Origin of the sequence: uncultured Gardnerella sp., from assembly GCF_947280595.1 — a bacterium.
Taxonomy (GTDB): domain Bacteria; phylum Actinomycetota; class Actinomycetes; order Actinomycetales; family Bifidobacteriaceae; genus Bifidobacterium; species Bifidobacterium vaginale_A.
Genome location: NZ_CAMYOS010000002.1, coordinates 12921 through 37786, shown reverse-complemented (window position 1 = coordinate 37786; position 24866 = coordinate 12921). Strand labels below are relative to the sequence as shown.

Here is a 24866-nt window from a genome sequence, read left to right as displayed (position 1 = left end):
CATACGAGTTTTACGGTGGTGGATTCTGCTAGTCTTGAATAGTTGTAGGTTATTAAAAGTCAGGTGGCGGTAGGTTAGTTATGGCTCTTGCATTGTATAGACGGTATCGTCCAGACACATTTGATGGTCTTATAGGGCAAGATCAAGTTACTATTCCATTGTGTAGAGCGCTTGATCAAGGGAAAATTACGCATGCATATTTGTTTTCAGGTCCGAGAGGATGTGGAAAAACAAGCTCCGCTCGAATCTTGGCTCGTTGCATAAATTGCGAAAAAGGTCCTACATCTCATCCTTGTGGAGAATGCCAGAGTTGTAAAGATTTAGCTACTGGCGGATCTGGGTCTGTAGATGTTGTAGAAATCGATGCTGCAAGCCACAACGGTGTTGATGATGCTCGTGAATTGCGTGAACGTGCAGGTTTTGCTCCAGCAAGAGATAGATATAAAATTTTTATACTCGATGAAGCTCATATGGTCACTCCGCAAGGTTTTAACGCTCTACTTAAGATTGTTGAAGAGCCTCCTGAGCATGTTATGTTTATATTTGCAACTACTGAGCCAGATAAAGTTATTGGTACTATACGTTCTCGTACGCATCATTATCCTTTTAGGCTAGTTCCTCCGGAGATAATGGGTCCTTATTTGGAAGAAATTTGCAAGAAAGAGAAAATAGAATCAGAGCCTGGAGTATTGCGTCTAGCTATGCGAGCAGGTGGAGGATCTATGCGAGATACTCTTTCGATTCTAGATCAGCTTATGTTATGCGCGGTAGATGGAAAAATTTCATTGGATTCTGCTGTTGCACTATTAGGTTTTACTCCTAGCTCACTTATTGGTGAAGTAATAGATGCTTTAATAGATCATGATGGTGCGAAACTTTATGATTTAGTAAGTAGAGTAATTGTTAGCGGATTTGATTCTCGTAAATTTGTGGAAGATTTGCTAGGGAGAATGCGCGATTTGCTACTTGTAGTTTCTGCTGGAGTAAAAGCTACTTCTTCATTGTTGAATGATTTAGCGCCTGATGAATTGACGCAATTAAAGCGCCAATCTGAAAAATTAGATCTTGTTGATTTATCTCGAATGGCGCAAATGACTAATTCTGCATTAAGTGAAATGTCAAGTGCTGTTTCTCCTCGTATGAATTTGGAAATTCTTATGTCGCGGTTGTTGTGCGAAAAAGAAGATCGTCTTTCATCCTCTAAAGACTCGCATAAAATTCAGGAGAAAAAGCCAAGTGGATTCGTCCAAAAGCAGCGGAAACAAATTGCGTCTGAGCCTAAAGTTTCTTCAACTCAACCTTCCAAGAAACAATTAAGTACAGATGAGATGTGGGATAACGTTGTTTCATCTTTACCTGAAGATGTAAAAGAATACGTATCTAGGGATTTTGTTACTAAAGTTCGTCTTGTGCAATCTGCTAATAACAAGCAAAGACTTGTATTGACATTTAATAAGCCTATAAGTCAATATGCTTTTGCGCTCGCTATATGTACGACTGACCCTTATGAAGGTCAAAAAGTTCCCGTTGTTGTAATGAATGCTGTTAAACGCGAGTTTGGTGAAAATTGCATGATTGCTCCAGATTCTGTTACATCTGATGGAGAAACTGTAGAAGTTGTAACTAAGATGTCTTCAGAAAGACTCAGTCAAGTTAAGCGCGAAGTGCTTATGCGTAGAGCTGGCTCTGTTACAGGATTTGGATCCTCATCTCTTAGTGTTCACGATAACACTAAGCAAAAAGATGAAAAGTTGGAATCAAATTTTCATAGCGCTGATGGCTATGCAGCATCGGCGGAATCTAATAATACTGCAGAAATTAGAACTATATTAGATTCAAATGATGCTTGGGAGAATGTTTCATCTATGCCTGTATTGGGCGTAAATACTGTAAATAACGTGAATCATGATAATGCATATAACGTCTCAAGTAATGAAGATTTAAATAATAACAATTATTCTCGGGAGAGTAATTATTCTCGCGAGGATAATTATCACGAAAGCCGCGAAACTCGCGTCATAAGCGATAATGCCGAAAATAGTGCGAATCGCGAAAATAGCAATAACTATAGAAAAAACATGAAGTTTGGTGATTCTATTGGGAAAGACTCTGCATACGCTGCATACTCTGCAGAGTCTAAAGAGTCTACAGAATCCTTAAAGTCTTCAAAATCTTCAGAATCGGATTCGTCTAATACAGTTAATCAAAATTCAAGTTCTTCTTTAGATGATTTATACGAATATTCATTAGAAGATCGTCAATTGGAAAGCGTTTCTGGAATTGATGAAGAGGGAATAGAAAAAATGTTTGAAGTTAAAGAAGTTCGTGAATTTTCTTCTGAAGATTCGCAGAATCCAATAAATCTTCTTAAAAAGAAATCCTCCAAAAATAATCGTTCTAAGGAGAAATAAAATTGCGCAATGCATCGTCTTATGATGGCGCGATTGGTCGTCTTATAGACGCTTTTTCGCATTTGCCGGGAATCGGTCCTAAAGGCGCTCAAAGAATAGCATTTTATATACTTTCTGAACCAGATTCCGAAGTGCAAGCTTTAATTGAAGCAATTGATGATGTAAAGCAAAGTGTGCGATTTTGCGATGTTTGTGGAAATGTGTGTGAGAAAAGTCCTTGCATGATATGTGAAGATCCGCGTAGAGATCATACGAAAATTTGCGTTGTTGAAGAGCCAAAAGATATTATGAGTATCGAGCGTACGCATGAGTATTCTGGAGTTTATCATGTGTTAGGCGGAGCAATAAATCCAATGGCAAATGTTGGACCTGCTGATTTGAATATTACGCAATTGCTAGAACGACTTAAAGATCCTAGTGTTAAAGAAGTTATTTTGGCTTTAGATCCAAATATTGAAGGCGAAGCTACAGTTACATATTTAGCTAGATTGCTTGATCCGCTTGGAATAAGTGTTACTAGGCTTGCAAGTGGTTTGCCTGTTGGTGGAGATTTAGAATACGCAGATGAAATAACTTTGTCTCGCGCTTTTGCAGGTAGACAATCTGTTTGATTGATTGTGTGATTGTGTGATTGTTTGTGCGACTGTATGTTTTTTGTTTGTGCAACTGTTTTTTCTAGTCATCTCTTTCTAGTTTTCTATTTCTTTTTATAGTTTTCTTATAGTTTTTATATTTTTCTTTTTATAGTTATATCTTTAGTTGGCTTTCCTAGTTATTTTTAGAAATTTATTAAATAAAGTATTTATTTTTAGAAAAATAAATAGAGCATTGTTGGTAGTCTGACTATCAAAGAGTCGTTTCAAAATGCTTGATGTATTGTATTTTGCAGGCGTAAAGGTCAAGGAGTTAAAAATTGGCACTTATCGTACAAAAATATGGTGGATCTTCCGTGGCAGATACTGATGCCATAAAAAGAGTGGCTAAACGTATTCTCGACACTAAATCTGAAGGACATGATGTTGCAGTTGTTGTTTCAGCAATGGGAGATACAACAGACGATTTAATTGATCAAGCGTTAAGTGTTAATGCTCATCCGCCTGCACGCGAAATGGATATGCTTATGACAGCAGGCGAAAGAATTTCTATGAGTTTACTTGCTATGGCAATACACGCGCAAGGTTCTCATGCTTACTCTTTCACAGGTTCTCAAGCAGGGTTTATAACAGATACTCAATATGGTGCTGCTCATATACGTGCAGTAAAACCAGATCGCGTACGAAGAGCGTTAAGTAAAGGTAGTGTGGCGATTGTTGCTGGATTTCAAGGAATTAGTGAAGTTGGTGATGATACTACTCTTGGACGAGGTGGATCAGATACATCTGCTGTTGCGCTTGCTGTTGCTTTAGGCGCTGATATTTGCGAAATTTATACGGATGTTGATGGCGTTTTTACAGCAGATCCTCGTATTGTTCCAACTGCTAAACGTATTCCTGTTATTGATTATGATTCCATGTTAGAAATGTCTTCTTGTGGTTCTCGTGTGCTTGCATTGCGCTGTGTAGAGTATGCTCAGCGATTTGGCATGCCTCTTCATGTTAGGAGTTCGTTCTCGCATAGAAATGGCACTCTGATTGTTCCTAATAATGTTGATTTAAATAATTTGCCTAATTTGAATAAAAATAATTGATAACATTAAGAGAAATTAAATATAAGGACGGTAATAATGGTAAATCAGGATATTCGTTCTACTATGGGCGATTTATTTCCAGATTTGGGAGTTGAAACGCCTATTATTTCGGGGGTTGCTCACGATCGAAGTGAATCTATGATTACAGTTCGTGGTATTCCTGATGTTCCTGGAATGGCTGCAAAAGTGTTTACAACTCTTGCAAAAGCGAATGCGAATATTGATATGATTGCTCAAGCAAGCGCATCTACAGGAACAGCTGATATTTCTCTTTCTGCGCCTAGCTCATCTCTTGAAGCGGTTCGTAGTGTTTTACAAGCAGCTCGTGATGATCTTAAATTCACTTCTATGGATGTTGATCCTACTGTTGGCAAAGTTGCAGTTGTTGGCGTTGGAATGAAAACTCATTCCGGTCTTGCTGCCACGTTCTTTACAGCATTGAGTGAGAGTGGAATAAATACGCTTATGATTTCTACTTCAGAAATTCGCATTGCTGCACTTGTTCCTGTTGATCAATTAGATGAAGCAGTTCGTGCTTTGCATACGGCATACGGTTTGGATGCTAATCAAATTGAAGCTGTTGTTTATGGTGGAAGTGGCCGTTAATATTTTCGTGAATTTCAATATATTGCCGTAAATTATTTGCATAATCATTATTAAAAGAGAAAGAATATAAGGAGAAGTAAGATGACGATTATCAATGAAACGGGCGTTAATCTAGCGATATTGGGTGCTACCGGTCAAGTTGGTATGGTAATGCGTCGTGTGCTTGACGAGCGTGATTTTCTTATAAAAGATTTGCGTTTTATTGCTTCTGCGCATTCTGCAGGCACGGTTTTGAAATATCGTGGCAAAGATGTTGTTGTAGAAGACGTAGAGAAAGCAGATTTGAGTGGAATTGATATTGCTATTTTCTCTGCAGGTGGTGGCACTTCAAAAATTTGGGCACCTAAATTCGCTAAAGCTGGTGCAATTGTAATAGATAATTCTTCTCAATGGCGTATGCATAATGATGTTCCTTTGGTAGTTGCTGAAGTAAATCCTGAAGATTTAGATACGATTGAAAATGGGATAGTCGCAAATCCTAATTGCACAACTATGGCTTTAATGCCCGTGTTGAAGCCACTTTCTGATTCTTTTGGTTTGAAGCGTTTAATAGTGTCTTCCTATCAAGCTGTTTCAGGCGCAGGTCGCGCTGGCGTATTGCAATTGATGAATGAAGCTCAAGCTGCATTAGATCAAGGTGCAGATAAATTAGTTTTTGATGGAAGTGCGATTGAGTTCCCAGAGCCTAATAAAGTCGTTCGAACAATTGCATTTAATGTAGTTCCGTTTATTGGTGCAATAGTTGATGATGGTTCAGAAGAAACAGATGAAGAGCAAAAGTTGCGTAATGAAAGTCGCAAAATCTTACACTTACCAAAACTAGTTGCGTCTTGCACGTGCGTGCGCGTTGGAGTATTTACAGGGCACGGTATGAGCGTTAATGCTGAGTTTGAGCATAATGTGACACCCGATATGGCTCGTGAAGTTTTGAAAGATGCATCTGGAGTTGAGCTTAACGATATTCCTACTTCACAATTGGCTGCTGGGAAATCTGCAAGTTATGTTGGGCGAATTCGTCAAGATCAAGCTGTAGAAGGAAAACGCGGATTAGCTATGTTTATTACTAACGATAATTTGCGTAAAGGCGCTGCTTTGAATGCTGTTCAATTGGCGGAAATTGTTGCTAAGAAACGCAATTTTATAGATTGATGAGATTTTTTGCCTCGCGATTGTGAAAGATTTTGCGTAAACTGTAAATTATGTCAATAGCATCTGAAGAAATACAGCAGCAGCTTGATCGAATAGTGGCACTTGGATATCCGGATGTTGCAGATATCAGTGCTGCTGCTTTTAGTGCTCTAGCTCAACCTTTGTTGCGTGCGCTTGAGCGAAGTGATTTAGGAACTAATATACTTTTAGTCCCTACTCGTGAACTGGTTTCTCCAGAATCGCTAATTTCTAGAACAAGTATTGATCGAATGGCAGGCTTTACAACTATGCCTCCTCGAGATATTGCTAGTTTTCTACCTCATGATGGATTTGAGCCTCCTGAAGGGCCGTTTTATGTTGCTATTGATCCGCATGTTGGTACTTCTTATGTGAACAGAGAGCCAGATGTAGCTCGTAAACTTATTGATTCGGATGAGCGTTTGCCACTTACTCTTGAAGAAGGATTGGCAATTGTTACGCAGCATCCGGATTGGCTAGAAGATAAAAGTGGTTTTAATCTTTTAGGATCTAGAAGCACAGATGGTCGTGTTCCTAGTATTTGGATGAGTCAAGGTGCTCCACGATTGGGCGCTGTGTGGCCTAACTCTCGTCATACTTGGCTTGGTAATGCTTATTGCATGGCTCGCAGAGGAGTTTCACTTTTCCGTTAAAAGTATTGCAATTCATACTGTTTACATACTGTTTATTAGTATTTTTGATTCTTATAATAGTGTGTTTGTGCAATAATTTTAGTAATATTGTAGTGGGTTGACTGTTCGCAAAATATGTTTTCAAATTATTGAAACTTAAACTGAAATTGAAACTGAAACTTATAACTTATAACTTATAACTTATAACTAAATAGTAGCGAGGGTAGATTGTCTTATATAACGTTTGATCATGTTGTTAAGGAGTATCCATCTGGTTCTAGTGCTGTTCGTGCTCTTGACGATGCTAGTTTTACAGCTGAAGCAGGTCAGCTTACTGTAATACTTGGGGCATCAGGCGCTGGCAAAACTACTGCACTAAATATTTTAGGTGGAATGGATACTGCAACAAGCGGTAAAGTTATGGTTGGCGATCGCGATATAACTAAGCTCGACGCTAGAGGTTTAGTTAAGTATCGTCGTGAAGATATAGGATTTGTTTTTCAATTTTATAATCTTGTTCCAAACTTGACTGCTTTGGAAAATGTTGAACTAGCATCTCAAATTTGTGCGAATCATTTTGATCCAGCTCAAACTCTTATTGATGTTGGTTTGGAAAATAGACTTAATAATTTTCCTTCTCAACTTTCGGGTGGCGAACAGCAGCGAGTATCTATCGCTCGCGCTTTAGCAAAGAAGCCTAAACTGTTGTTGTGCGATGAACCTACTGGCGCTTTAGACTATGAAACAGGTAAAGCAGTTTTGCAATTATTGCAAGATATTTGCAAAACAGAAGGCATGACTGTGTTGATTATTACGCATAATGCTGCAATTGCACCGATGGCGCATAAAGTCGTGCGTTTTCGTTCTGGAAAAGTAATAAGTGAAACTGTGCAAGAAAATCCTACTGCAATTGCAGATATTGAGTGGTGATATGCAATGTGTAGCGAGAGTCAACGAAATCAGAAATCAGAAGATAAGATCACAAGTCGCGAAAGTGAATGTAAAAAATCTAATAAAAGTGAATGTAAAAAATCTAATAAAAATAAAAGAACTCACTCGATTTTACCAATAGTCTTTATTAGCGCTGTTCGTATGTGGTTGCACGAGTGGCGGAGATTTTGCGTGCTTGCTGTTATAGCTATGCTCGGCGTTGCTGTTATGACTGGCATCTATGCTGGGTGCAACGATATGCTTCTTGGCGCTAACGATATGTATAACAAGCTTAATTCTTATGATTTACAGATTGTGTCTACATTAGGATTAACGAAAGAAGATGTTGATTCAGTTAGTAAATTGCCTAGTGTAAAAGAAGTAGATACAGAAAAATCTTGGAAAGCTACTACTTTTCCGCTGCATGATGAAACTTCTTTGTATGCAACGAATCTTATTCAATATAATCACGCTAATAAAAATATGAATCGCTTGCATTTGTTACAAGGGAATATGCCTAAAGGCGATTTTGAAGCTGTTGTGACGCAACGTTTTTTGCATGATAGCGGATTGCATATTGGCAATATGATCAAAGTGAATATAAAAAAGGATGAAAAATCTTCTGAAAATTACAAGTTGCGTATTGTAGGCAGCGTTCTTGATAGTGATGATTTGAATAATCCAAACGGATATCAATCTAAAGCTTTTCGTGGCTCTGTAACTTCAAGGTATAAAGTTTTTACGTATAATGTGCCTAAAGATTCGAAGGATTGTGTGTATACGTCAATATTTGTGAAATTAAATGAATCTCACAAAGTTAATACTTTTTCGCAATCTTATAGGAATATTGTTGAAAAGGCATCTGAGCAGATCAACGATTTTGTGAAAACAAAGCGTGAAAGCGCGCGCCGCAAGCAAGTAATTGATGAGTATACGGATGCGGAAGTGAATAAAGCTATAGCTAAAATTCCGGCTCTTAAAAACGCACCTCATTCAATAATTGAAAATAGTCGTAATCAGATTCGTGAAAATATTAAAAAAGAAGTAGAAAAAAGAGTACCTCAAGCCAGATGGCATATTATTACTCGAATATCGAATGGTAGTTATGCAAGTTTGAGATCCGATGTGGCATCAATACAATCTCTCGGTTACGCTTTCCCTGCTGTTTTTCTCGTAGTTGCTATGATGATGAGCTTAACTGCTATGGCTCGAATGGTTGAAGAAGAGCGAGGATTGATTGGCACTTATTTAAGTTTGGGATACGGACGGTCAGCTGCTGTTACCAGGCACGCTTTCTTCGCTATTTTTGCTTGCTTTATAGGCGGTGGGATTGGCGATATTGTGGGCTTTTTGGCTATACCATCGTTATTGCTTAAAATTTTGCGTGGCTTGTATACAGTTCCGGGAGTAACTCTCAGATACGATTGGTTATATGGATCTTTGTGTGTGCTCGCGTTTGTTGTGCCTGTTGCAATATGCACAATAATTGTGAGTTGGAGAGAAACAAAGCAAGTTCCAGCGTCTTTATTGCGTCCTAAATCGCCAAAAGCTGGCGCTCGCGTATTACTTGAAAGATTGCCATTCATATGGAATCGACTTAGTTTCTTAAATAAAGTAGCTATACGCAATTTGGCTCGTTTTAAAGGTCGCTTATGCATGACTATTGGAGGAGTTGCAGGTTGCACTGCACTCATATTGTGTGCTTTAGCTTTGAATGATACTGTAGCGACTTTAGGTATTAGACAATATGATGGAATCTACAAGTATGATATGATTTCTATTTCTGCTCCGGATTCATTTACAAATATGAAGAAAATAGTCGATGAAGATTATTCTAAAAATCTTATTGAAACTATGCTTCCAGCGTACGTGAGTTCTGGAGAAATTTCTAAATCGTATTCTGATAAGTCAAATGATAAATCTAAGAATCGTGGTGTTGAAGATTCTGAGAGCGTTCAAATGATTGTAGTCAAAGATGTAAATACTTTGTCTAAAATAGTGAAGTTGCAAGATGTTGATAATAATTTGAAAAATATTGAGCTTAACGATGATGCTCCATTACTTTCTCAAAGTGCTGCAGCTTCATTAGATATTTCTCGCGGCAGCGTTATTTCTATAACTAATGTTTCTCTTAAGCGTGCAAAAGTGCCAGTGAGAGCTATTGTTCGTAATCTTATTGGTTCTAACTTGTATATGACTTCTAATTGTTACAAGCGCATATTTGGAGTTAAAGATAGTGAGAAATTAAATCAAAATGCTTTTCTTCTTCGTTTGCGCGGAGATGACGATATGAAAATAAAATATGCTGAAAAGTTTGCTGATTTTGATGGTGTTCTTTCAGTAATGAATATTACTAGAATGAAGCGTGATTTTAGTTTTGATTTAATGAATGCTGTAGTTGGTCTTATAGTTACACTTGCTGCTGGTTTAGCTTTAGCTGTGTTGTTTACGCTTGCAAGTACTAATATTTCTGAACGTACTCGTGAAATGGCAACTTTAAAAGTTCTAGGTTTTTATAAGCGAGAAGTGCATGCTTATGTGCATAAAGAGATGCTTACTTTAACTATTATTGGAATTTTAGTCGGTTTGCCTTTAGGCAGAGTTATTGCAAGTTTGCTTACTAGTGCTTTACGTATGCCGTCTTTGTATTTTGAAGTTGAAGTATCTGCATTGAGTTACTTTATTGCAGGATTTGCTACGCTTGTATTCGCTTTAATAGTTCAATTGTCAACTAATCCTGCTTTAGATCGAATTGATCCAGTTAGTTCGCTTAAAAGTGTTGAGTGATTGGTTTTGAGTTGGTGGATGGTTTTGACGAATAGTCCAGTTCTTAGAAGTCTTGTAAAAAGTCTTGTAAAAAGTCTTTGTTGGAAGTTTTATCAAAAAGTCTTAGTGAATATTCTTAGAAAATAGTTAAGGGTGACGATAAAATTAAAATTTCGTGAGTAAATAAAGAATGGAGTTATGCTGATGAGCGGTATGGTCGATAGTGGCTTAAAAGATGGTTCTAACAATATGGAATCTTCTGCCGTGCAAACAAATAATATTCCATCTAATACTCTATCTGGTACTTCATCTAATAATTTGTCTGATACTTCATCTAGTTCTTATAGATCTTCTAGCGAATCCGCAAGCGATGAATCCGTAAGTGATGAATCTAGTAACAAAATGGAGCGAAGTCTTACAAAGCGCCATGTGCAATTTATTGCTATAGGTGGCACGATTGGTACTGGCTTATTCCTTGGCTCTGGAAAATCCATTAGTTTAACAGGTCCAAGTATTGTATTTGTTTATATTATTGTTGGTTTTATTATGTTCTTGCTGATGCGTGCCATCGGCGAGCTTATGTATAAAGATCCTAATCAGCACACTTTCATCAGTTTTATTACGCGTCATCTTGGAAAAGGATGGGGTAATTTTGCTGGATGGTCGTATTGGATGGTGTTAGTACTAATTGGAATGAGCGAAATCACAGCTGTTAGTACATATTGCGTAACATTTTTCCAAACTTTTAATATTGATGTGAGTAATTGGAAATGGTTAATAGAAGTCGCATTTTTGGCAATTTTAGTTTCTATTAACTTAATAGCTGTGAAACTATTTGGTGAAACAGAATTTTGGTTCTCAATGATTAAAATCACGCTTATAGTGGCACTTATAGCTACTGCAATTGTGATGGTTGTAATTGGGTACCATTATCCTGCAACAAAGATTCACGGTGGCGTTATAAATCCTGCTGGTCATGTTGGTTTAGATAATATTTTCAATAATTTTTCGCTTATGCCAAATGGATGGGTTGCGTTCTTAATGAGCTTCCAAATGGTGTTCTATGCGTATCAGCTTATTGAGTTTGTAGGCGTGACTGTTTCTGAAACTAAGAATCCTCGTAAAGTTTTGCCTAAAGCTATAAACGAGATAATCACGCGTATTCTTGTTTTTTACGTTGGTGCTCTAGTGGCAATTATGCTTATTGTTCCATGGCAGCGTTTTAAGGCAACGAATGCAGAAGGCACTTTTATGTCACCATTCATTATGGTGTTCCAGTATGCTGGAATACATTGGGCTTCTGCGCTTGTTTTCTTTGTGGTTATTACTGCTGCTGCTTCTGCGCTTAACTCTTTGCTTTACTCTGCTGGTCGTCATATGTATCAGATTGCGTTAGAATCGCAAACGCAACTGCTTTCTAAGCTTAGTAAAGTTTCTAAAACTAAGGTTCCGGCTCGCGCAATATTATTCTCTTCTGCTTTAATTTTGCTTTCTCCTGTTATAAATTCTATTCCAGGAGTTCACGGAGCGTTTATAATGTTTGCTTCTGCTTCTTCTGCTGTAATAATCATGATTTACATTTTGATTATGGTGACTCATATGAAGTATCGTAAATCCCCTGATTTTATGAAGAATGGTTTCTTGATGCCGCACTATAAGTTGCTTGATTCTTTGACGATTGCGTTCTTTGCGTTTGTTTATATAACGCTGTTTATTAGTGACGATACTCGCGGATCTGCAATCGGCGGACTTATTTGGCTTGTGCTTTTTGGTGGCTATTGTGCATTGCATCAGCGTTGGCAGAATCGTGATCTAGCTAAAGCAGTTAAGAATAATCATTTACGTTGAGCTTATGATCGTCATCACTTACTTAATAGTGTTGGAATTGTTTGGAATTTTGTTTAAGTATTGGCAATATTGAGTGTCTGTTTTTAAAAAATTACGGCAAAAATATTGAATTTATTTAAATAAATCGTACACATGTATATATGAAATATGTATAAGAATGTGTATAAAACGTGAAGATACATAAAGCGTTATTGACTTTTTACGTTTTTTTTTTTAACCTGCCGCTGCATGTTTTTTGAATATCATAGTAGTGAGGTCAAAAGATGAGTAAGAGAGTAAGTTTAATTTCATCTATATTGTCTGTTGCATTAGTGTTGATTTCTTTAACTGTTGGAATAAGTCCTGCTTTTGCAGATAACTATACTAGGAAAAATGTAGATGGAATTGGTAATGAACAAATAGGTCATTTTACTTGCGAAAAAGTTGAAAATAATGTGTGTGTAAATCCTAGCCGATTCGAAATTAAAAAAGGTACATTGACCTGGATTAACTACAATATAGAGGATTCATCTGGTAAAATTACAAAAGGTAGTGCCTCTGGAAATAGTGTTGGAATAAATTCTGCATCATTTAAAAATGGCGATTACAAATTCTATGTTTTATATGGCGGATCTAATAACACTATTTATATATTCAAATTTAAAATAGATCACCCGGTTCCTGTAGTAAACATAGAGGTTAAGCAGGATGGCGATAAGAAAAAATTACATATTACTTTCGCTGATGGAACTGGTAAAGATCTTGATTTAGGTGTTCTAAAAGGTGATAAAGGTGATAAAGGTGACAAGGGCGATCCTGGAGAAAAGGGTGACAAGGGTGATCCTGGTGAAAAAGGCGAGCAGGGCTTACAAGGTCTTCAGGGTCTTCAAGGTCCGCAAGGAGAAAATGGTTTAGACGGTAAAAATTGCACTGATAATTGCAAGATTTGTTGCAACGATAAAAACTCTTGCCAATCTTCTAATGAAGCTGGATATAATTTGCAAAACAATAAACAAAATAAAACAGATACATCTAAGTCTTCTAAATACAAAAAATCGTATTTGACAAAAACTGGAGATTCTACTGTTTTTGTGTTTATTGTGTTAGCTGCTCTGTGCTGCATGATTGCTGGATTAGTTATTTTGAATAAAAATGCTATTAGAAGAAATAATTAGTTATATCTTTTTCAAAAAAATAGAATAATTGTGTATATTGCGTTGGCTGCTATTCTCGTAGTGATGCAGTTATAAACGCTATCGCAATTTTAAATATTAGAAGACTTCAACTTGTTGGTTGGAGTCTTCTTTTTATATGTTTGTTTTATGTGTAAAACAATATGTTTTGCGTGTATCAATATGTGATGTTTTACATATATAAATAGTTGGATGTTTCATTGCAATATAGGTTAGATTATTAAACTATAGTTATTATTAAGTAGTTATATAGATTAAAGTTTAGTGTTTTAATTAAGTGCATAAGTTTGTTTAAGTGTTGGAATTTAATTGAGTTTGGAATTTTGTTTAAGTATTGTAATTTATTTCTATGCGCGTAATTATGTATATGAATTTGCTTAAGTGTGTGGCTTAGTTAATACGTTAGGAGTTTGGGATAGTATGACGGAGTTTGCGCATTCTGCTAAGTTCAATCATGTTATTGCGTTTGAACGAGCGCTTGGTGCGGGGATTATTTTATATAGTACTGAGCCTATTAACCCAAGCTTGCAGCATAAACTGCGATTGTTTATTGACGATTATGAGCGCGTGTTCTCTAGGTTTCGTGAGGATTCGATTATATCTTCCATTGCAAAATCAAAAAATGGTGGAGAGTTTAGATTCCCGTGTTGGGCATTAGAATTATTTAATCTTTACGATGATTTTTATGATGCAACTAACGGAACTTTTGATGCTTGTGTTGGCGCTGATTTGTTAGAACTCGGTTACGATAATTCAGTGCAATTTCTTCCTGAAACTTCACGAAATAAATGTGATATGCGCGCTAAAGCAGATTCTGCTGGTGTATCTTGTGTATCTTGTGCATCTGGTGTATCTCGCGTAGCTGATTGGCATAATTGGGATAATTATAAGCGCGTATCACCTATGAAATGGTCGAATATCTTTCGAGATAAAAATAGCACTACTCTTAAAATAGATCATCCTATACAGCTAGATTTTGGAGCAATCGGCAAAGGGTATTTAGTGGATTTAATTATGAGCATGATTTTAGAATCGTTGCAAAATAAAGCAGATGTGCTGATTGATGCCGGCGGAGATATGCGAGTGAGTTTAAGAGATGAAAATCAAGAATTAAAAGTTGCTCTTGAAAATCCTTTTGATACAACACAAGCTGTTGGAGTAGCGCATGTAAAAAGTGGATCTGTGTGTGCATCCTCTATTGCTAGAAAACGTTGGAACGTTACATATTGTAATGAAAGTCTGCTAGTGCATCATATTCTAAACGCGATTGACGGTATCCCATCTGGAAAACTCGTAGCTAGCTGGTCGTATGTTTCAGAAAAATCATGTAAGTATCCAACTGCTTATGCGGATGCGCTCGCAACAGCTTTATTTATTTCGTCCGAAAATGATTTGCAAAAAATCGCGCAAACTACAAGAGCTGAGTTTGCTGTAATACTGCCAAATTGCACGGTTAAAAAAACGCGCGCATTCCCAGCACACTTTTTTAGTTAATAATGCTATCTAATCGCCTCATTGCTTAATGCGTTATCACGCTTTGCAATGATTTGACTCAAAGTTAGGTTATTGATGACTTAAACTTGTGGAAAATAAAAGTTTGGGTTATTGATGACTTAAACTTGTGGAAAATAAAAGTTTAGGTCATAATATTTATAAGATTCGTAAGATTGTAAAACTCATAAAGTTTGTAATTTTGCAATCTTGCAATTCCATAATTTTGCAATTTTGTGACTTTGCAATCAAGATAAGCATTGTTTTAAGAATTGCTATTTTTTAGGTGGAGTCGAGGCTTATTATGGTAAATTCGCAAAATCAGTTACTTGGAAGCGCGAATATTTCGATGCGCAGTAATCGCCATTCAATAGTCGGCAAAAATATTAAAAATCGCGATATTTATCTTAATCAACTTATAGCTTTCAAAGATACAGAGCCTGTAAAAGTCGTGACCGGCATTCGTCGCTGCGGTAAGTCAACTCTGCTTAAACTCATGCAATCGTACCTGCTTAATTCAGGAGTTGAGCAAAATCAAATTATATCTATAAACTTTGAGTCACTCGAGTTTCAAGATATGAGCTACAAAGACTTGTACAATTACGTTAAAAGCAAGATTGAATCCTCTGGTATTAAGCCTCCTAAAAAAACGTATCTTTTCTTTGATGAGCTACAGCGTATAGATCGTTGGGAAGATGCAATTAACTCGTTTCGCGTAGATTTTGATTGTGATATTTACATAACTGGCTCTAATGCGTATCTGCTTTCTTCGGAGTACTCAACGTATTTGTCTGGGCGGTATGTGGAAGTGAAAATGTATCCGCTTTCGTTCAAAGAGTTCGTTGATTTTCAGAATTATTCGATTGAAGAATATAAGTCTCCGCTTGGCGATTTGAAAAAAAGAGCGGTGAGTAAGAATGGTAATAGTGTAGAGCTTGTTGACTTGTTTGCAGCTTATATGCGTTACGGTGGTATGCCTGCAATTTGCGATATTGCTTTAGAATCAGGTTTTGATCAGAGTAGTGCAATGATTTTGTTGGATGGAATTTATTCCACTGTAGTAGTTCGCGATATACTCGAGCGCGCAAAGCGTCGCGGGCAGAGACAGATTACAGACGCAGACCTTCTTAGAAAAATCATTATGTTTTTGGCGGATAATATTGGGAACAATACGTCTTTAAATTCTATGTGCAATACGCTTTCTTCGGAAAATATTTTTGACTCTTCGGATAGTAATTCTCGCGGTTTGCGCGTACGTGGCACTAAACCTGCAACCCAAACCATATCCGCTTACATTGGTGCGTTAAAAGAATCTTACATGTTTTACGATGTTAAGCGCTTTGATATTAAAGGAAAGGATTATTTGCGCACTCTTGGCAAATATTACGTTGTTGACATTGGGTTGCGTAATTATTTGCTCGGGTTTAGGGATAGAGATAGAGGGCATGCGCTAGAAAATGTTGTGTTCTTTGAGCTTTTAAGGCGCGGATATGATGTTGCTATTGGCAAAATAGATAATTTGGAGGTGGATTTTGTTGCTACTTCTTCTTCCGAAAAGCTTTATATTCAAGTAACTGAAAGCATGATGGATGAGTCTGTGCGTGAGCGAGAGTTAAAGCCGCTTCGCAAGATTCAGAATAATTATGAGAAGCTGGTTATTACTTTGAGTAAGGCTTTAGATGATGATTACGATGGAATTCGTGTCGAAAACATCGTTGATTGGCTGCTTAAGTAGCGTTGCGAAGTGGTTTGTGTTTATTACATTCTGCGGCTTGTATGAATATCCACTCATTTCGCAAAATTAAAAAATTTTCAAATTTGCGAAGTGGGATTTGTGTGCTGTTTTGCAAAAATGTCAGTATAGATGAATATTTTTTGCACGCTATGCCTTCATTTTGGCAAAATGTCGGTATAGAATAGATTGTTACGTTAGCTAAGCAATCATTTTGTAATAAATGCGTTATTTGTATATAAGCCAAATTGCGCAAACAAAATATCGCAAACAAGATTGTTAGCGCGCTTAACGGTTTGATTGAGCTTGAAATGGTTGATTCGGTGGGTGAGCGCCCTATTCGGTATGCGCTTTCTAAAAAAGCGAATGAAATACTTGAGTGAAGAAAATTATGTTTAGTTATGCTGAATTGTTTAGCAATGTTTATTGTGCGCGCTTACAGTAGAATATTAAAGAACGCTTAGTTAATTATTGCGTATGTTAATTATTGCGTATACGTTTGCACAAATGGGGAGTAGTAAAATGGACACTCGCAAAGAAGAAGAACGCGCTGAGCTGCATCGCACGATTTGGAAAATTGCTGATGATTTGCGAGGTTCCGTTGATGGCTGGGACTTCAAAGCATACGTATTGTGCACTATGTTTTATCGCTACATCTCCGAAAATTTATGCGATTATATCAATAAAAACGAGCATGAATCTGAAGGCGGAGATCCAAACTTTGATTATGCGAAAATAAGTGATGAAGATGCTGAGTCTATTCGAAGCGAAATGATTTCTGCTAAAGGTTTCTTTATACTTCCTAGCGAACTGTTTTGTAATGTGTTGAAGCGTGCTCCTCAAGATAGTAATCTAAACGAAACTTTGAGTCGCGTGTTCCGCAATATTGAAGCTTCTTCTCAAGGCACTGATTCGTCTGGTGATTTTAAGGGATTATTCTCAGATTATGATGTGAATAACATTAAGCTTGCAGACACTGTTGAAGGTCGCAATAAGCGTTTTGTGAAGTTATTGCAAGTGATTAGTGAGATGAAACTTGGCAGTGTAAGCAACAATGTGATTGAGGCTTTTGGTGATGCTTACGAATATTTGATGGGCTTGTACGCTTCTAACGCTGGAAAGTCTGGCGGTGAATACTTTACGCCTGCAGAAGTATCGATGCTGCTCACGCGTCTTGGAACTACTGGAAAATCAAGAATTTCGGACGTGTATGAGATAACTTTACAGGAAATGATACAAAGATTGGTTGCTGCTGCTTAGAAGAACACTGTAAATAAGGGCTTATTGTAGTCTTGCGAAACAGAAGAACGTGAATGCAAGTCCGGCGTGAATTGACGCTGGATTTTTTCTTTTTTAGGGGTGTCTGTTTTGATTTAAGGGGGTGTGTTGTTTATCGCAGGGGTGTCTTGTTTTCGAACGAGGGGCAATCATCCCGTATTGCTACATGGAAACGTATATATAAACCGAAGTGAATGTGTGCAGTTAACCAAAAGAGTAGTTATTTGAAAGTATGTCAACAGTTTGATATCAAGTGAAAAATGGCCAAAGTGGAAATGCGTCATAAGGGTATTTTGATAAGAAAAGCGGATCATAGTAATGAAACATTGATTTAAAATGCAAGAAGTATAGTATAAGGTCATATAAATGTTATATAAATGCTAGTATACCGCTTGCGAGGTTATATATGGAATTTCAAGAAAGTATAAAAAAGTTAGCTTGACAAAATTTAACCCAAGAAGATTTCGCAAAAGAAATAGGTGTTTCATTTGCAACAGTTAACCGATGGGAAATAGGAAAAGCAAAGCCCAATCTAAGGGCTATGAAACGCATAGATACTTACTGTGCTGACAATAATATAGATTTTGATGTTAATAAAGAGCTGGTTGAAAATGAGGAGTGATTACTGTTATGCCAAGAGTAAAGGAGAAATATAAACCGACAATAGTATCTATTTTTTCTGGCTGTGGGGGTTTGGATCTTGGCTTTCATGAAGAAGGATATCAGACAATATGGGCCAACGATTTCGATGAAGCTGCTGTTGAATCTTTTCGCGCTAATTTTGGGAATGTAATCACTCTTAAAGATATTACAAAAATTAATCCATATACTGACAAGACTATACCGTCATGTGATATGGTTCTTGGCGGATTTCCTTGTCAAGATTTTTCCATAATCTGGAAACAACCTGGATTAAATGGAAAACGTGGGGGACTTTTTAGAAATTTTGCAGAGTTTGTAGATGCAAAAAAACCGAAAGCTTTTGTAGCTGAAAATGTTAAGGGTCTTTTAACTGCAAATGGTGGTAAAGCTATGGAAACAATCGTAAAAGACTTTGAAAGTATAACACCAGGATATGTAGTTAAACCACATCTTTATAACTTTGCTGAATATGGTGTTCCACAGTTCAGAGAACGAGTGCTGTTTGTAGGGATTCGTATTGACACAGGATTTAATTTTGTCCACCCACTCCCAACACACGGACCAAACGGTAAAATACCGTACTATACTGCAGGAGAAGCATTAGAAGGTGCAGATAAAGTCCCCTATAACAACGAAAAAATTAACATAAAGGAAAAAACAAAAAAGATGCTGGAATTGATTCCAGAGGGTGGGAACTATACAGACATACCACAAGATAGTCCTCTTTATGTTAAAGGGATGATTAGTCACGTTTATAGAAGAATAACCAGAAATGAACCAGCAAAAACAATAATTGCATCAGGTGGTGGTGGAACATGGGGCTATCATTATCCTGAACCACGAGCATTGACGAATAGAGAACGAGCGAGATTACAGTCATTTCCAGATGACTTTATATTTAAGGGGAATATTACGGAGGTTAGACGTCAAATAGGGAATGCTGTTCCACCAAAAGGTGTTAATTTAGTTGCCAGAAGATTACTTCCGTTGTTTAGTGGAAACTACCAACATGTCGATCTTAATTCAGAATATGAAAATATGAAGAGTATGTCTGTGAAAGAACGGCTTGAATACGTATCGGAGCAGATGAATTAGGAGGATTAAGTCGAATGGAATTATTGCAATCAAATTATCCGCCACTACGCACTATAAGTTCGTCTTTTATAGATGCTTTTTATCAGCTTCTTGCAGATGCAAAAACTCTGGATATTGCTGTTGGCTATATTACCTCAGATTCACTTGTAGAGTTACAAAAGATAGTGGAATTAAACGATGAATTATCACAAGTAAACTTAATGATAGGTATGCACTATTTAGAAAATTTTACTCATGTACAGTATAACGCTGCAAAAGGGTTGAATGATTATTTAATGCACAATGGCAAAGGAGAGGTGCGACTTGTAACCCCGTTTAAATATCATGGAAAGCTTTATTCATATAGCAATGAAAATGGTGTTTATGCTGGAATTGTAGGATCAAACAATCTCGGAAGCATAGTTGACGGAGGAAGCAGAGTTTATGAAACGTCATTTTTAGTTGATGATAAGGATCAGGCCAAGGCAATTAATGAATTTATTGTAGATCTAAAAAATACTGCGACTTCAAATTTGAGTGATTGTGATATCCAAAAGTTTAATGAGAGTAATACTGTACTTGAAGAACATGAAAATGTTAAAAGAATTGACCATGAAGGGGTTGCTGAGTGCATATCATCACTGACTAATATGTCGTTTGAGATTCCTATAAAAGGAGCAGAGAATTCACCTCAAAGCAACCTTAATGTCTTTTTTGGAAAAGGAAGAATAGGAAAGAACGGACTAGTAAAGCCAAGACACTGGTACGAAGTTGAGTTAATCGTTCCGAAACAAGTTGCTGGGCAACCGGGTTACCCCATATCAAGAACTCCCAATGCGATTTTTGATGTTATAACGGATGATGGTTGGAAATTCAAATGCAAAGTAAGTGGTGATTTCAATAAGAATTTCCGTTCGGAAGGCGATTTGAAAATTCTTGGAAAATGGATTAAAGGTCGCTTAGAAAACGCTGGGGCGCTCACTGTTGGGACTCTTGTCACCAATGAGACATTGAGAAAGTATGGGCGCAATACAATAACTTTAACAAAGACAACCATTCCGGATACGTGGTACTTGGATTTTGGGGTGAAGCTATGAGAAAATATTTTGAAAATTATTTCAATAGAATCCGTGAAAATAAAGGCGTAGATCTTGCACGAGCAATTAAAAAAACAGTTGATGATATAGTCCCTAATTATATAACTGAATTTTCTTACACAGAACATGTTGTAGGCTTGCTTTTTGGTGATGTTCAAAGTGGTAAAACAAGTCATATGTTTGGTTTGATGTGTGCTGCTGCAGATGAGGGATTTGGAATATTTATTTTGCTTACCACGGATAACATCATGCTTCAGCAACAAACATTTAAAAGAGCTGAAAAAGATTTATGCGATTTTTGTGTTTGCGACGAAAATGATTATATTAAGTTTTTGAATAACAATATGAGAAAGCCGGCTGTTATTGTACTAAAGAAAAACGGGAATGTACTTCAACAATGGAAGAACAATCTCTCATCTACACAGTTTGTGGTTGGAAATCCTTTATTTGTTGTAGATGATGAGGCAGATGCGGCAAGTTTAAATACTAAAGTAAATAAAAATCAGCAAAGTAAAATTAATAGGTGTTTAGAAGATATTAGGCTTACTACATCAAGCAGCATATACCTTGAGGTAACGGGAACTCCACAATCTATACTTCTTCAAAGTAAAAAAAGTATGTGGAAACCATATTTTATTTATTATTTTAAACCTGGAATTGGTTATTTAGGGGGAGATTTTTTCTTTGGAGAAGATGAAAATTCCCATGTCATTTTGACAGATAACACGGAGTCGGCAGAAATATTGGCAGATGATGAGTTTCCGGAAAACGGGTTAAAACAGGCTTTGATGATATATTTAATTACATCAGCACATATAAAGCTTTCTGGTGGTGAGGTGTGTAACTTTCTAATACATCCAAGCTTTAGAACATCTGAACATGCTAAGTTTGCTGAAAAAATAGGAACCTATATTAATGAACTCAATGGGGCATACGAAGAATCTGAGACAAAAGAAAGTTTCTTACAAATCTATAACTCCTTACAGCAAACAAAAGTTGATATTGTAAGGTTTGAAGAGATCTACAGAGAAATTGTAACAGAAATTGAAAATGATGAAATAAACATATGCATACTAAATTCTCGTGTTTCGTATACTGAAAATACGCAATACGAAAAAGGTAATAATATTATTGTCGGTGGTAATAGTTTGGGTCGTGGCGTTACTTTCCCGAAACTTCAAACAATTTATTATTGTAGAGTGGCCAAAAATCCTCAGGCAGATACAATGTGGCAACATTCGAGAATGTTTGGATATGACAGAGACCCTGATTTGATGAGAGTTTTTATGCCACCGAAGCTATTTAAACTTTTTTCGGATATCAATAAGACGAATGAGAATATTATTGCTCAAATAGAGGATAAGAAGAATGGAAATGATATAAAGGTTTACTATCCAACTGGCTTGCGTCCAACCAGGAAAAACGTATTGGATAATAAAACGGTTAAGGTTTATTCGGGAGGTGTGAATTATTTTCCTTTCTATCCTACCAATAAGAGTGTTGAGACACTTGATAATATAATGTCTACCTTTGATGATGGTGAATATAGCGTAAGTTTAAATGTAATAAAAAAGATTATTCAGCAAACCGGATCTGAAGAAAATGATTGGAATGAATCCGTCTTTGAAGGATTTATTAATACTTTTATCGCTGAAAATTCGCTTTCGCAAGGCGCTTTGATTGTTCGTAGAAATAGAGACATCGGGAAAGGTACTGGTACCCTTTTATCCCCGAATGATCGAGCCATTGGTGACTCTATTAAAGATAGAGTTGTCCTAACGATGTATAAAGTCACTGGTTCAAAAGGATGGAATAATCAAAAAATATGGATACCAAATATTAAACTTCCGGGCAATGTCGTCTATTATAATGGTGAGAAATAGAGAGAATACGTTCAGCAAAAATACGATCATGATTTATCTGAATTGATACAAAGTGAGGGATTGAATGATTCTAAAACTCGCAGATTCATGTATAAGTCTTTTAACGCAGGTGAAGTTAGTGAGCTCGGAACTGATATTAATGATCTCATGCCGCGTATGAGCAGATTTGGTTCTGCAGCTCGCGCTCGCGCTCAAAAGAAAACTCGTATTATTGACAGAATGAGAGAATTGTTCAATGAGTTTGTTGGAATCATTGGTTTTTCTCAATACGATTCCAATTACGAAAGATAATTCTCATTATCACTATCATTTTGCAATTTAGTTATATTTTTTCTCTCTAGCTATATCAATATCAATGATATGTCGATATTATAAATTATGTGCGTTTAGTTTGGGGACTGTGCGTATAAGGGGTATGTGCTTTTAGACGCAGAAATTTTGTGAGTGAGTGATATAGATTGTACGAGCTTTAAGGGGAAGCTTCGAGAGGAGATGCGATGCGCGCGTCAATAACATCGCGCCAGAGGTATTCTGGAGTTTTCGCGCTAGTTATATTGTGCATATCTGTAATGTTATGTGCGTGTTCCAGCGTTTCGTCTTTTGCTTTTGCTGAAGGTTCTGAAGGTTCTGAAGGTTCATATGCAACTTGGACTTCAGTTTCTCAAGCAATTGATAATGAGTTAAGCAAAGGTAAAAGTGAATACAAAGACGGAAATATATCTGGTGCTTCAACAAGGTTTCAGGCAGCTTATAATTCTGTTTATGTTGGTTCAAACTTTATTACAGTTGTTAGAGATACAATCGGGCAAGATAAAGTACAATCTCAATCTAATCAATTTCAACAGCTTCAAACGTTAGTTTATCAACAAAATCAGGGTTCTAAGATTGATTTAGTCGTAAATGCTTTGAATGCAAATATTTTAGACACTGCGAAAAAGCTTGATGCGAATCCTAAGCTAGATAAACCGAATGTTTATGCTAAAAAATTGAGTGAGCAAATCAAAGCTGAACGTAAAAAACTTGATGCTGCAAAAAAGAAGAATTTAGGTCGAAATGGCAGGACTTGGAGTCAAGTTGCGTCTGAAATGAACGTTATTCTTGATAAGTCTTTAAAAATTTACAATCATGCAAAAGGCAACAAAACTGATGTCGCTAAAGCTGTAGATTTAATAAACGATGCATATTATCAGTATTACGAAAAACTTGGATTTGAAAAAAATGTGATGAATGCGATTAGCGGAAGTCGCGTTTCTACAGTTGAATATCAATTCAAAGAGTGCCGACAATCTATGAACGGTAGCGCTAGTGTTGATCAAGTTAAAAAAGTTGTTGGAGATCTTAAAGCAATGCTTGTAGAAGATTCTGCAAAACTTGATGGCGGTACTTCTTCTAACGCTAATTCTTTAATGCAATTCATAACAAGTCCTTTTGGACAAGCATTCGTGATTTTACTTCGCGAAGGATTAGAAGCTTTACTGGTGGTTGCAGCAATTATTGCTTACTTAATTAAAACAGGCCACAAAAATATGGTTAAGTATATTTATTTAGGTTTGATTGCTGGTATCGTTGCTTCTCTTATAGTTGCAGGTTTGTTTGGCTTGCTATTCAACGGTTCTGGTCCACAGCAGGAAATTACAGAAGGCGTTGTGGCTTTGTTTGCTATGCTCATGTTGCTTTATACAAGTAATTGGATGATTTCTAGATCTTCTGTACAAGCGTGGAACTCTTATATTCGTGAGCAAACTACTTCTGCTGTATCTTCTGGTAGTCTGATTTCTCTTGCATTGCTTAGTTTTCTAGCTGTATTTAGAGAAGGAGCAGAAACTGTAATTTTTTATCAAGCAATTTTTGCTGTATCAAATGGAGCTGATTCTACGATTTGGGGAGGATTCGTATCTGCTGCATTGGTATTAGTTGTAATATTCTTGTTAATTCGTTTCGCGTCAGTACGCATTCCAATCCGACCATTTTTCACAGGAACAAGTGCTCTTATGTCTGTGTTAGTGGTGATTTTTGCAGGTGGTGGAGTGCATGCGTTAATAGAAGGAGACGCTCTTGCTGGTATGTATATTCAAGGCTTGCCAACTAACGATTGGCTTGGATTCTATCCATATGTTGAAACTATTGTTGCACAAGTTATTGTCGCAATAGTTGTTATTGCGTTGCTGTGTGCTTCTATTGTGCGCAGTCGTAAACAGTGTGTGGAGAAAAATCCAACACAGGCGTCCGAAGATGATTCTTCACGTGGTTCTTCTTGCAGTTCTTCTTGCGATGAGAAATCATTACATGTTGTTTCTTCGCAAAATGCTACGGAATCATTATCGGCAAATCACACGCATAGTGAAAATAAAAGTTAATAAGAAAGTAATAAGAAAGTTAATAATCAAAATCAGCCGAATATTATCCGATTAAAGGTTAAATAAAAAGGTTAGATGCTGGTTAAATAAAAA

The 24866-nt window shown here is 36.8% G+C and carries 16 protein-coding genes and 3 pseudogenes; all 19 read left to right on the top strand.

What is annotated here, in order from left to right; genetic code table 11:
* Positions 1–80 precede the first annotated feature (80 nt).
* The 19 genes and pseudogenes from dnaX to Q0X59_RS00975 all read left to right on the top strand — a co-directional run bounded on the left by dnaX (position 81) and on the right by Q0X59_RS00975 (position 24773).
* Positions 81–2411 (top strand): DNA polymerase III subunit gamma/tau, encoded by a 2331-nt coding sequence (gene dnaX / locus Q0X59_RS01060; protein ID WP_297642560.1) that lies wholly within the window; start codon positions 81–83, stop codon positions 2409–2411.
* Between the two features lie 2 nt (positions 2412–2413).
* Complete coding sequence (gene recR, locus Q0X59_RS01055; RefSeq protein WP_075523864.1) at positions 2414–3022, top strand: recombination mediator RecR; 609 nt, start codon at positions 2414–2416, stop codon at positions 3020–3022.
* Between the two features lie 302 nt (positions 3023–3324).
* Positions 3325–4098: an aspartate kinase gene (locus Q0X59_RS01050; RefSeq protein ID WP_075523863.1), complete on the top strand. Its 774-nt coding sequence runs from the start codon at positions 3325–3327 to the stop codon at positions 4096–4098.
* A gap of 36 nt (positions 4099–4134) precedes the next feature.
* Complete coding sequence (locus Q0X59_RS01045; protein ID WP_075523862.1) at positions 4135–4704, top strand: ACT domain-containing protein; 570 nt, start codon at positions 4135–4137, stop codon at positions 4702–4704.
* An 81-nt stretch (positions 4705–4785) separates the two neighbouring features.
* Complete coding sequence (locus Q0X59_RS01040; protein WP_297642557.1) at positions 4786–5853, top strand: aspartate-semialdehyde dehydrogenase; 1068 nt, start codon at positions 4786–4788, stop codon at positions 5851–5853.
* Between the two features lie 50 nt (positions 5854–5903).
* A complete protein-coding gene (locus Q0X59_RS01035) occupies positions 5904–6524 on the top strand; it encodes a DUF5701 family protein (protein WP_297642555.1) in 621 nt (206 codons plus the stop codon).
* 207 nt (positions 6525–6731) lie between these two features.
* Entirely contained in the window at positions 6732–7433 is a 702-nt protein-coding gene (locus Q0X59_RS01030) for an ABC transporter ATP-binding protein (RefSeq protein WP_075523859.1), read from the top strand.
* Positions 7434–7595: 162 nt separating this feature from the next.
* On the top strand, positions 7596–10220 hold the full coding sequence (locus Q0X59_RS01025) for an ABC transporter permease (protein WP_297642693.1): 2625 nt from the start codon (positions 7596–7598) through the stop codon (positions 10218–10220).
* Positions 10221–10517: 297 nt separating this feature from the next.
* Positions 10518–12047: an amino acid permease gene (locus tag Q0X59_RS01020; protein WP_297642691.1), complete on the top strand. Its 1530-nt coding sequence runs from the start codon at positions 10518–10520 to the stop codon at positions 12045–12047.
* A gap of 263 nt (positions 12048–12310) precedes the next feature.
* The gene (locus Q0X59_RS01015; RefSeq protein WP_297642553.1) at positions 12311–13201 is read left to right on the top strand and encodes a hypothetical protein; all 891 of its coding nucleotides are present in this window, start codon (positions 12311–12313) and stop codon (positions 13199–13201) included.
* A gap of 438 nt (positions 13202–13639) precedes the next feature.
* Complete coding sequence (locus Q0X59_RS01010) at positions 13640–14713, top strand: FAD:protein FMN transferase (protein ID WP_297642551.1); 1074 nt, start codon at positions 13640–13642, stop codon at positions 14711–14713.
* 301 nt (positions 14714–15014) lie between these two features.
* The gene (locus Q0X59_RS01005; protein ID WP_196489656.1) at positions 15015–16445 is read left to right on the top strand and encodes an ATP-binding protein; all 1431 of its coding nucleotides are present in this window, start codon (positions 15015–15017) and stop codon (positions 16443–16445) included.
* Between the two features lie 519 nt (positions 16446–16964).
* Positions 16965–17657 (top strand): annotated as a pseudogene (locus Q0X59_RS01000) (type I restriction-modification system subunit M); the annotation flags it as partial.
* 517 nt (positions 17658–18174) lie between these two features.
* A pseudogene (locus Q0X59_RS06175) lies at positions 18175–18342 on the top strand (helix-turn-helix transcriptional regulator); the annotation flags it as partial.
* Positions 18343–18350: 8 nt separating this feature from the next.
* Positions 18351–19457 (top strand): DNA cytosine methyltransferase, encoded by a 1107-nt coding sequence (locus Q0X59_RS00995; RefSeq protein ID WP_297642545.1) that lies wholly within the window; start codon positions 18351–18353, stop codon positions 19455–19457.
* Positions 19458–19471: 14 nt separating this feature from the next.
* Positions 19472–20533 carry a restriction endonuclease PLD domain-containing protein gene (locus Q0X59_RS00990; RefSeq protein ID WP_297642539.1) on the top strand — a complete coding sequence of 354 codons (1062 nt, stop codon included), beginning with the start codon at positions 19472–19474 and terminating at the stop codon, positions 20531–20533.
* Positions 20530–22416, top strand: coding sequence for a Z1 domain-containing protein (locus Q0X59_RS00985; protein WP_297642537.1), 1887 nt, complete (start codon positions 20530–20532; stop codon positions 22414–22416). Before Q0X59_RS00990 ends, Q0X59_RS00985 begins: the two co-directional genes overlap by 4 nt.
* A 15-nt stretch (positions 22417–22431) precedes the next feature.
* Positions 22432–22707, top strand: a pseudogene (locus Q0X59_RS00980) (hypothetical protein); the annotation flags it as partial.
* A 206-nt stretch (positions 22708–22913) separates the two neighbouring features.
* On the top strand, positions 22914–24773 hold the full coding sequence (locus Q0X59_RS00975; protein ID WP_297642535.1) for an FTR1 family protein: 1860 nt from the start codon (positions 22914–22916) through the stop codon (positions 24771–24773).
* Positions 24774–24866 lie beyond the last annotated feature (93 nt).

Excerpts from the sequence above, each read along its gene's own strand:
- Q0X59_RS00975 (WP_297642535.1), top strand. The coding sequence starts at position 22,914 with ATGCGCGCGTCAATAACATCGCGCCAGAGGTATTCTGGAGTTTTCGCG.
- Q0X59_RS01010 (WP_297642551.1), top strand. The coding sequence starts at position 13,640 with ATGACGGAGTTTGCGCATTCTGCTAAGTTCAATCATGTTATTGCGTTT.
- Q0X59_RS01015 (WP_297642553.1), top strand. The coding sequence starts at position 12,311 with ATGAGTAAGAGAGTAAGTTTAATTTCATCTATATTGTCTGTTGCATTA.
- Q0X59_RS01025 (WP_297642693.1), top strand. The coding sequence starts at position 7,596 with ATGTGGTTGCACGAGTGGCGGAGATTTTGCGTGCTTGCTGTTATAGCT.
- Q0X59_RS01005 (WP_196489656.1), top strand. The coding sequence starts at position 15,015 with ATGGTAAATTCGCAAAATCAGTTACTTGGAAGCGCGAATATTTCGATG.
- Q0X59_RS00985 (WP_297642537.1), top strand. The coding sequence starts at position 20,530 with ATGAGAAAATATTTTGAAAATTATTTCAATAGAATCCGTGAAAATAAA.
- Q0X59_RS00990 (WP_297642539.1), top strand. The coding sequence starts at position 19,472 with ATGGAATTATTGCAATCAAATTATCCGCCACTACGCACTATAAGTTCG.
- Q0X59_RS01035 (WP_297642555.1), top strand. The coding sequence starts at position 5,904 with ATGTCAATAGCATCTGAAGAAATACAGCAGCAGCTTGATCGAATAGTG.
- Q0X59_RS01040 (WP_297642557.1), top strand. The coding sequence starts at position 4,786 with ATGACGATTATCAATGAAACGGGCGTTAATCTAGCGATATTGGGTGCT.
- Q0X59_RS00995 (WP_297642545.1), top strand. The coding sequence starts at position 18,351 with ATGCCAAGAGTAAAGGAGAAATATAAACCGACAATAGTATCTATTTTT.
- Q0X59_RS01045 (WP_075523862.1), top strand. The coding sequence starts at position 4,135 with ATGGTAAATCAGGATATTCGTTCTACTATGGGCGATTTATTTCCAGAT.
- dnaX (WP_297642560.1), top strand. The coding sequence starts at position 81 with ATGGCTCTTGCATTGTATAGACGGTATCGTCCAGACACATTTGATGGT.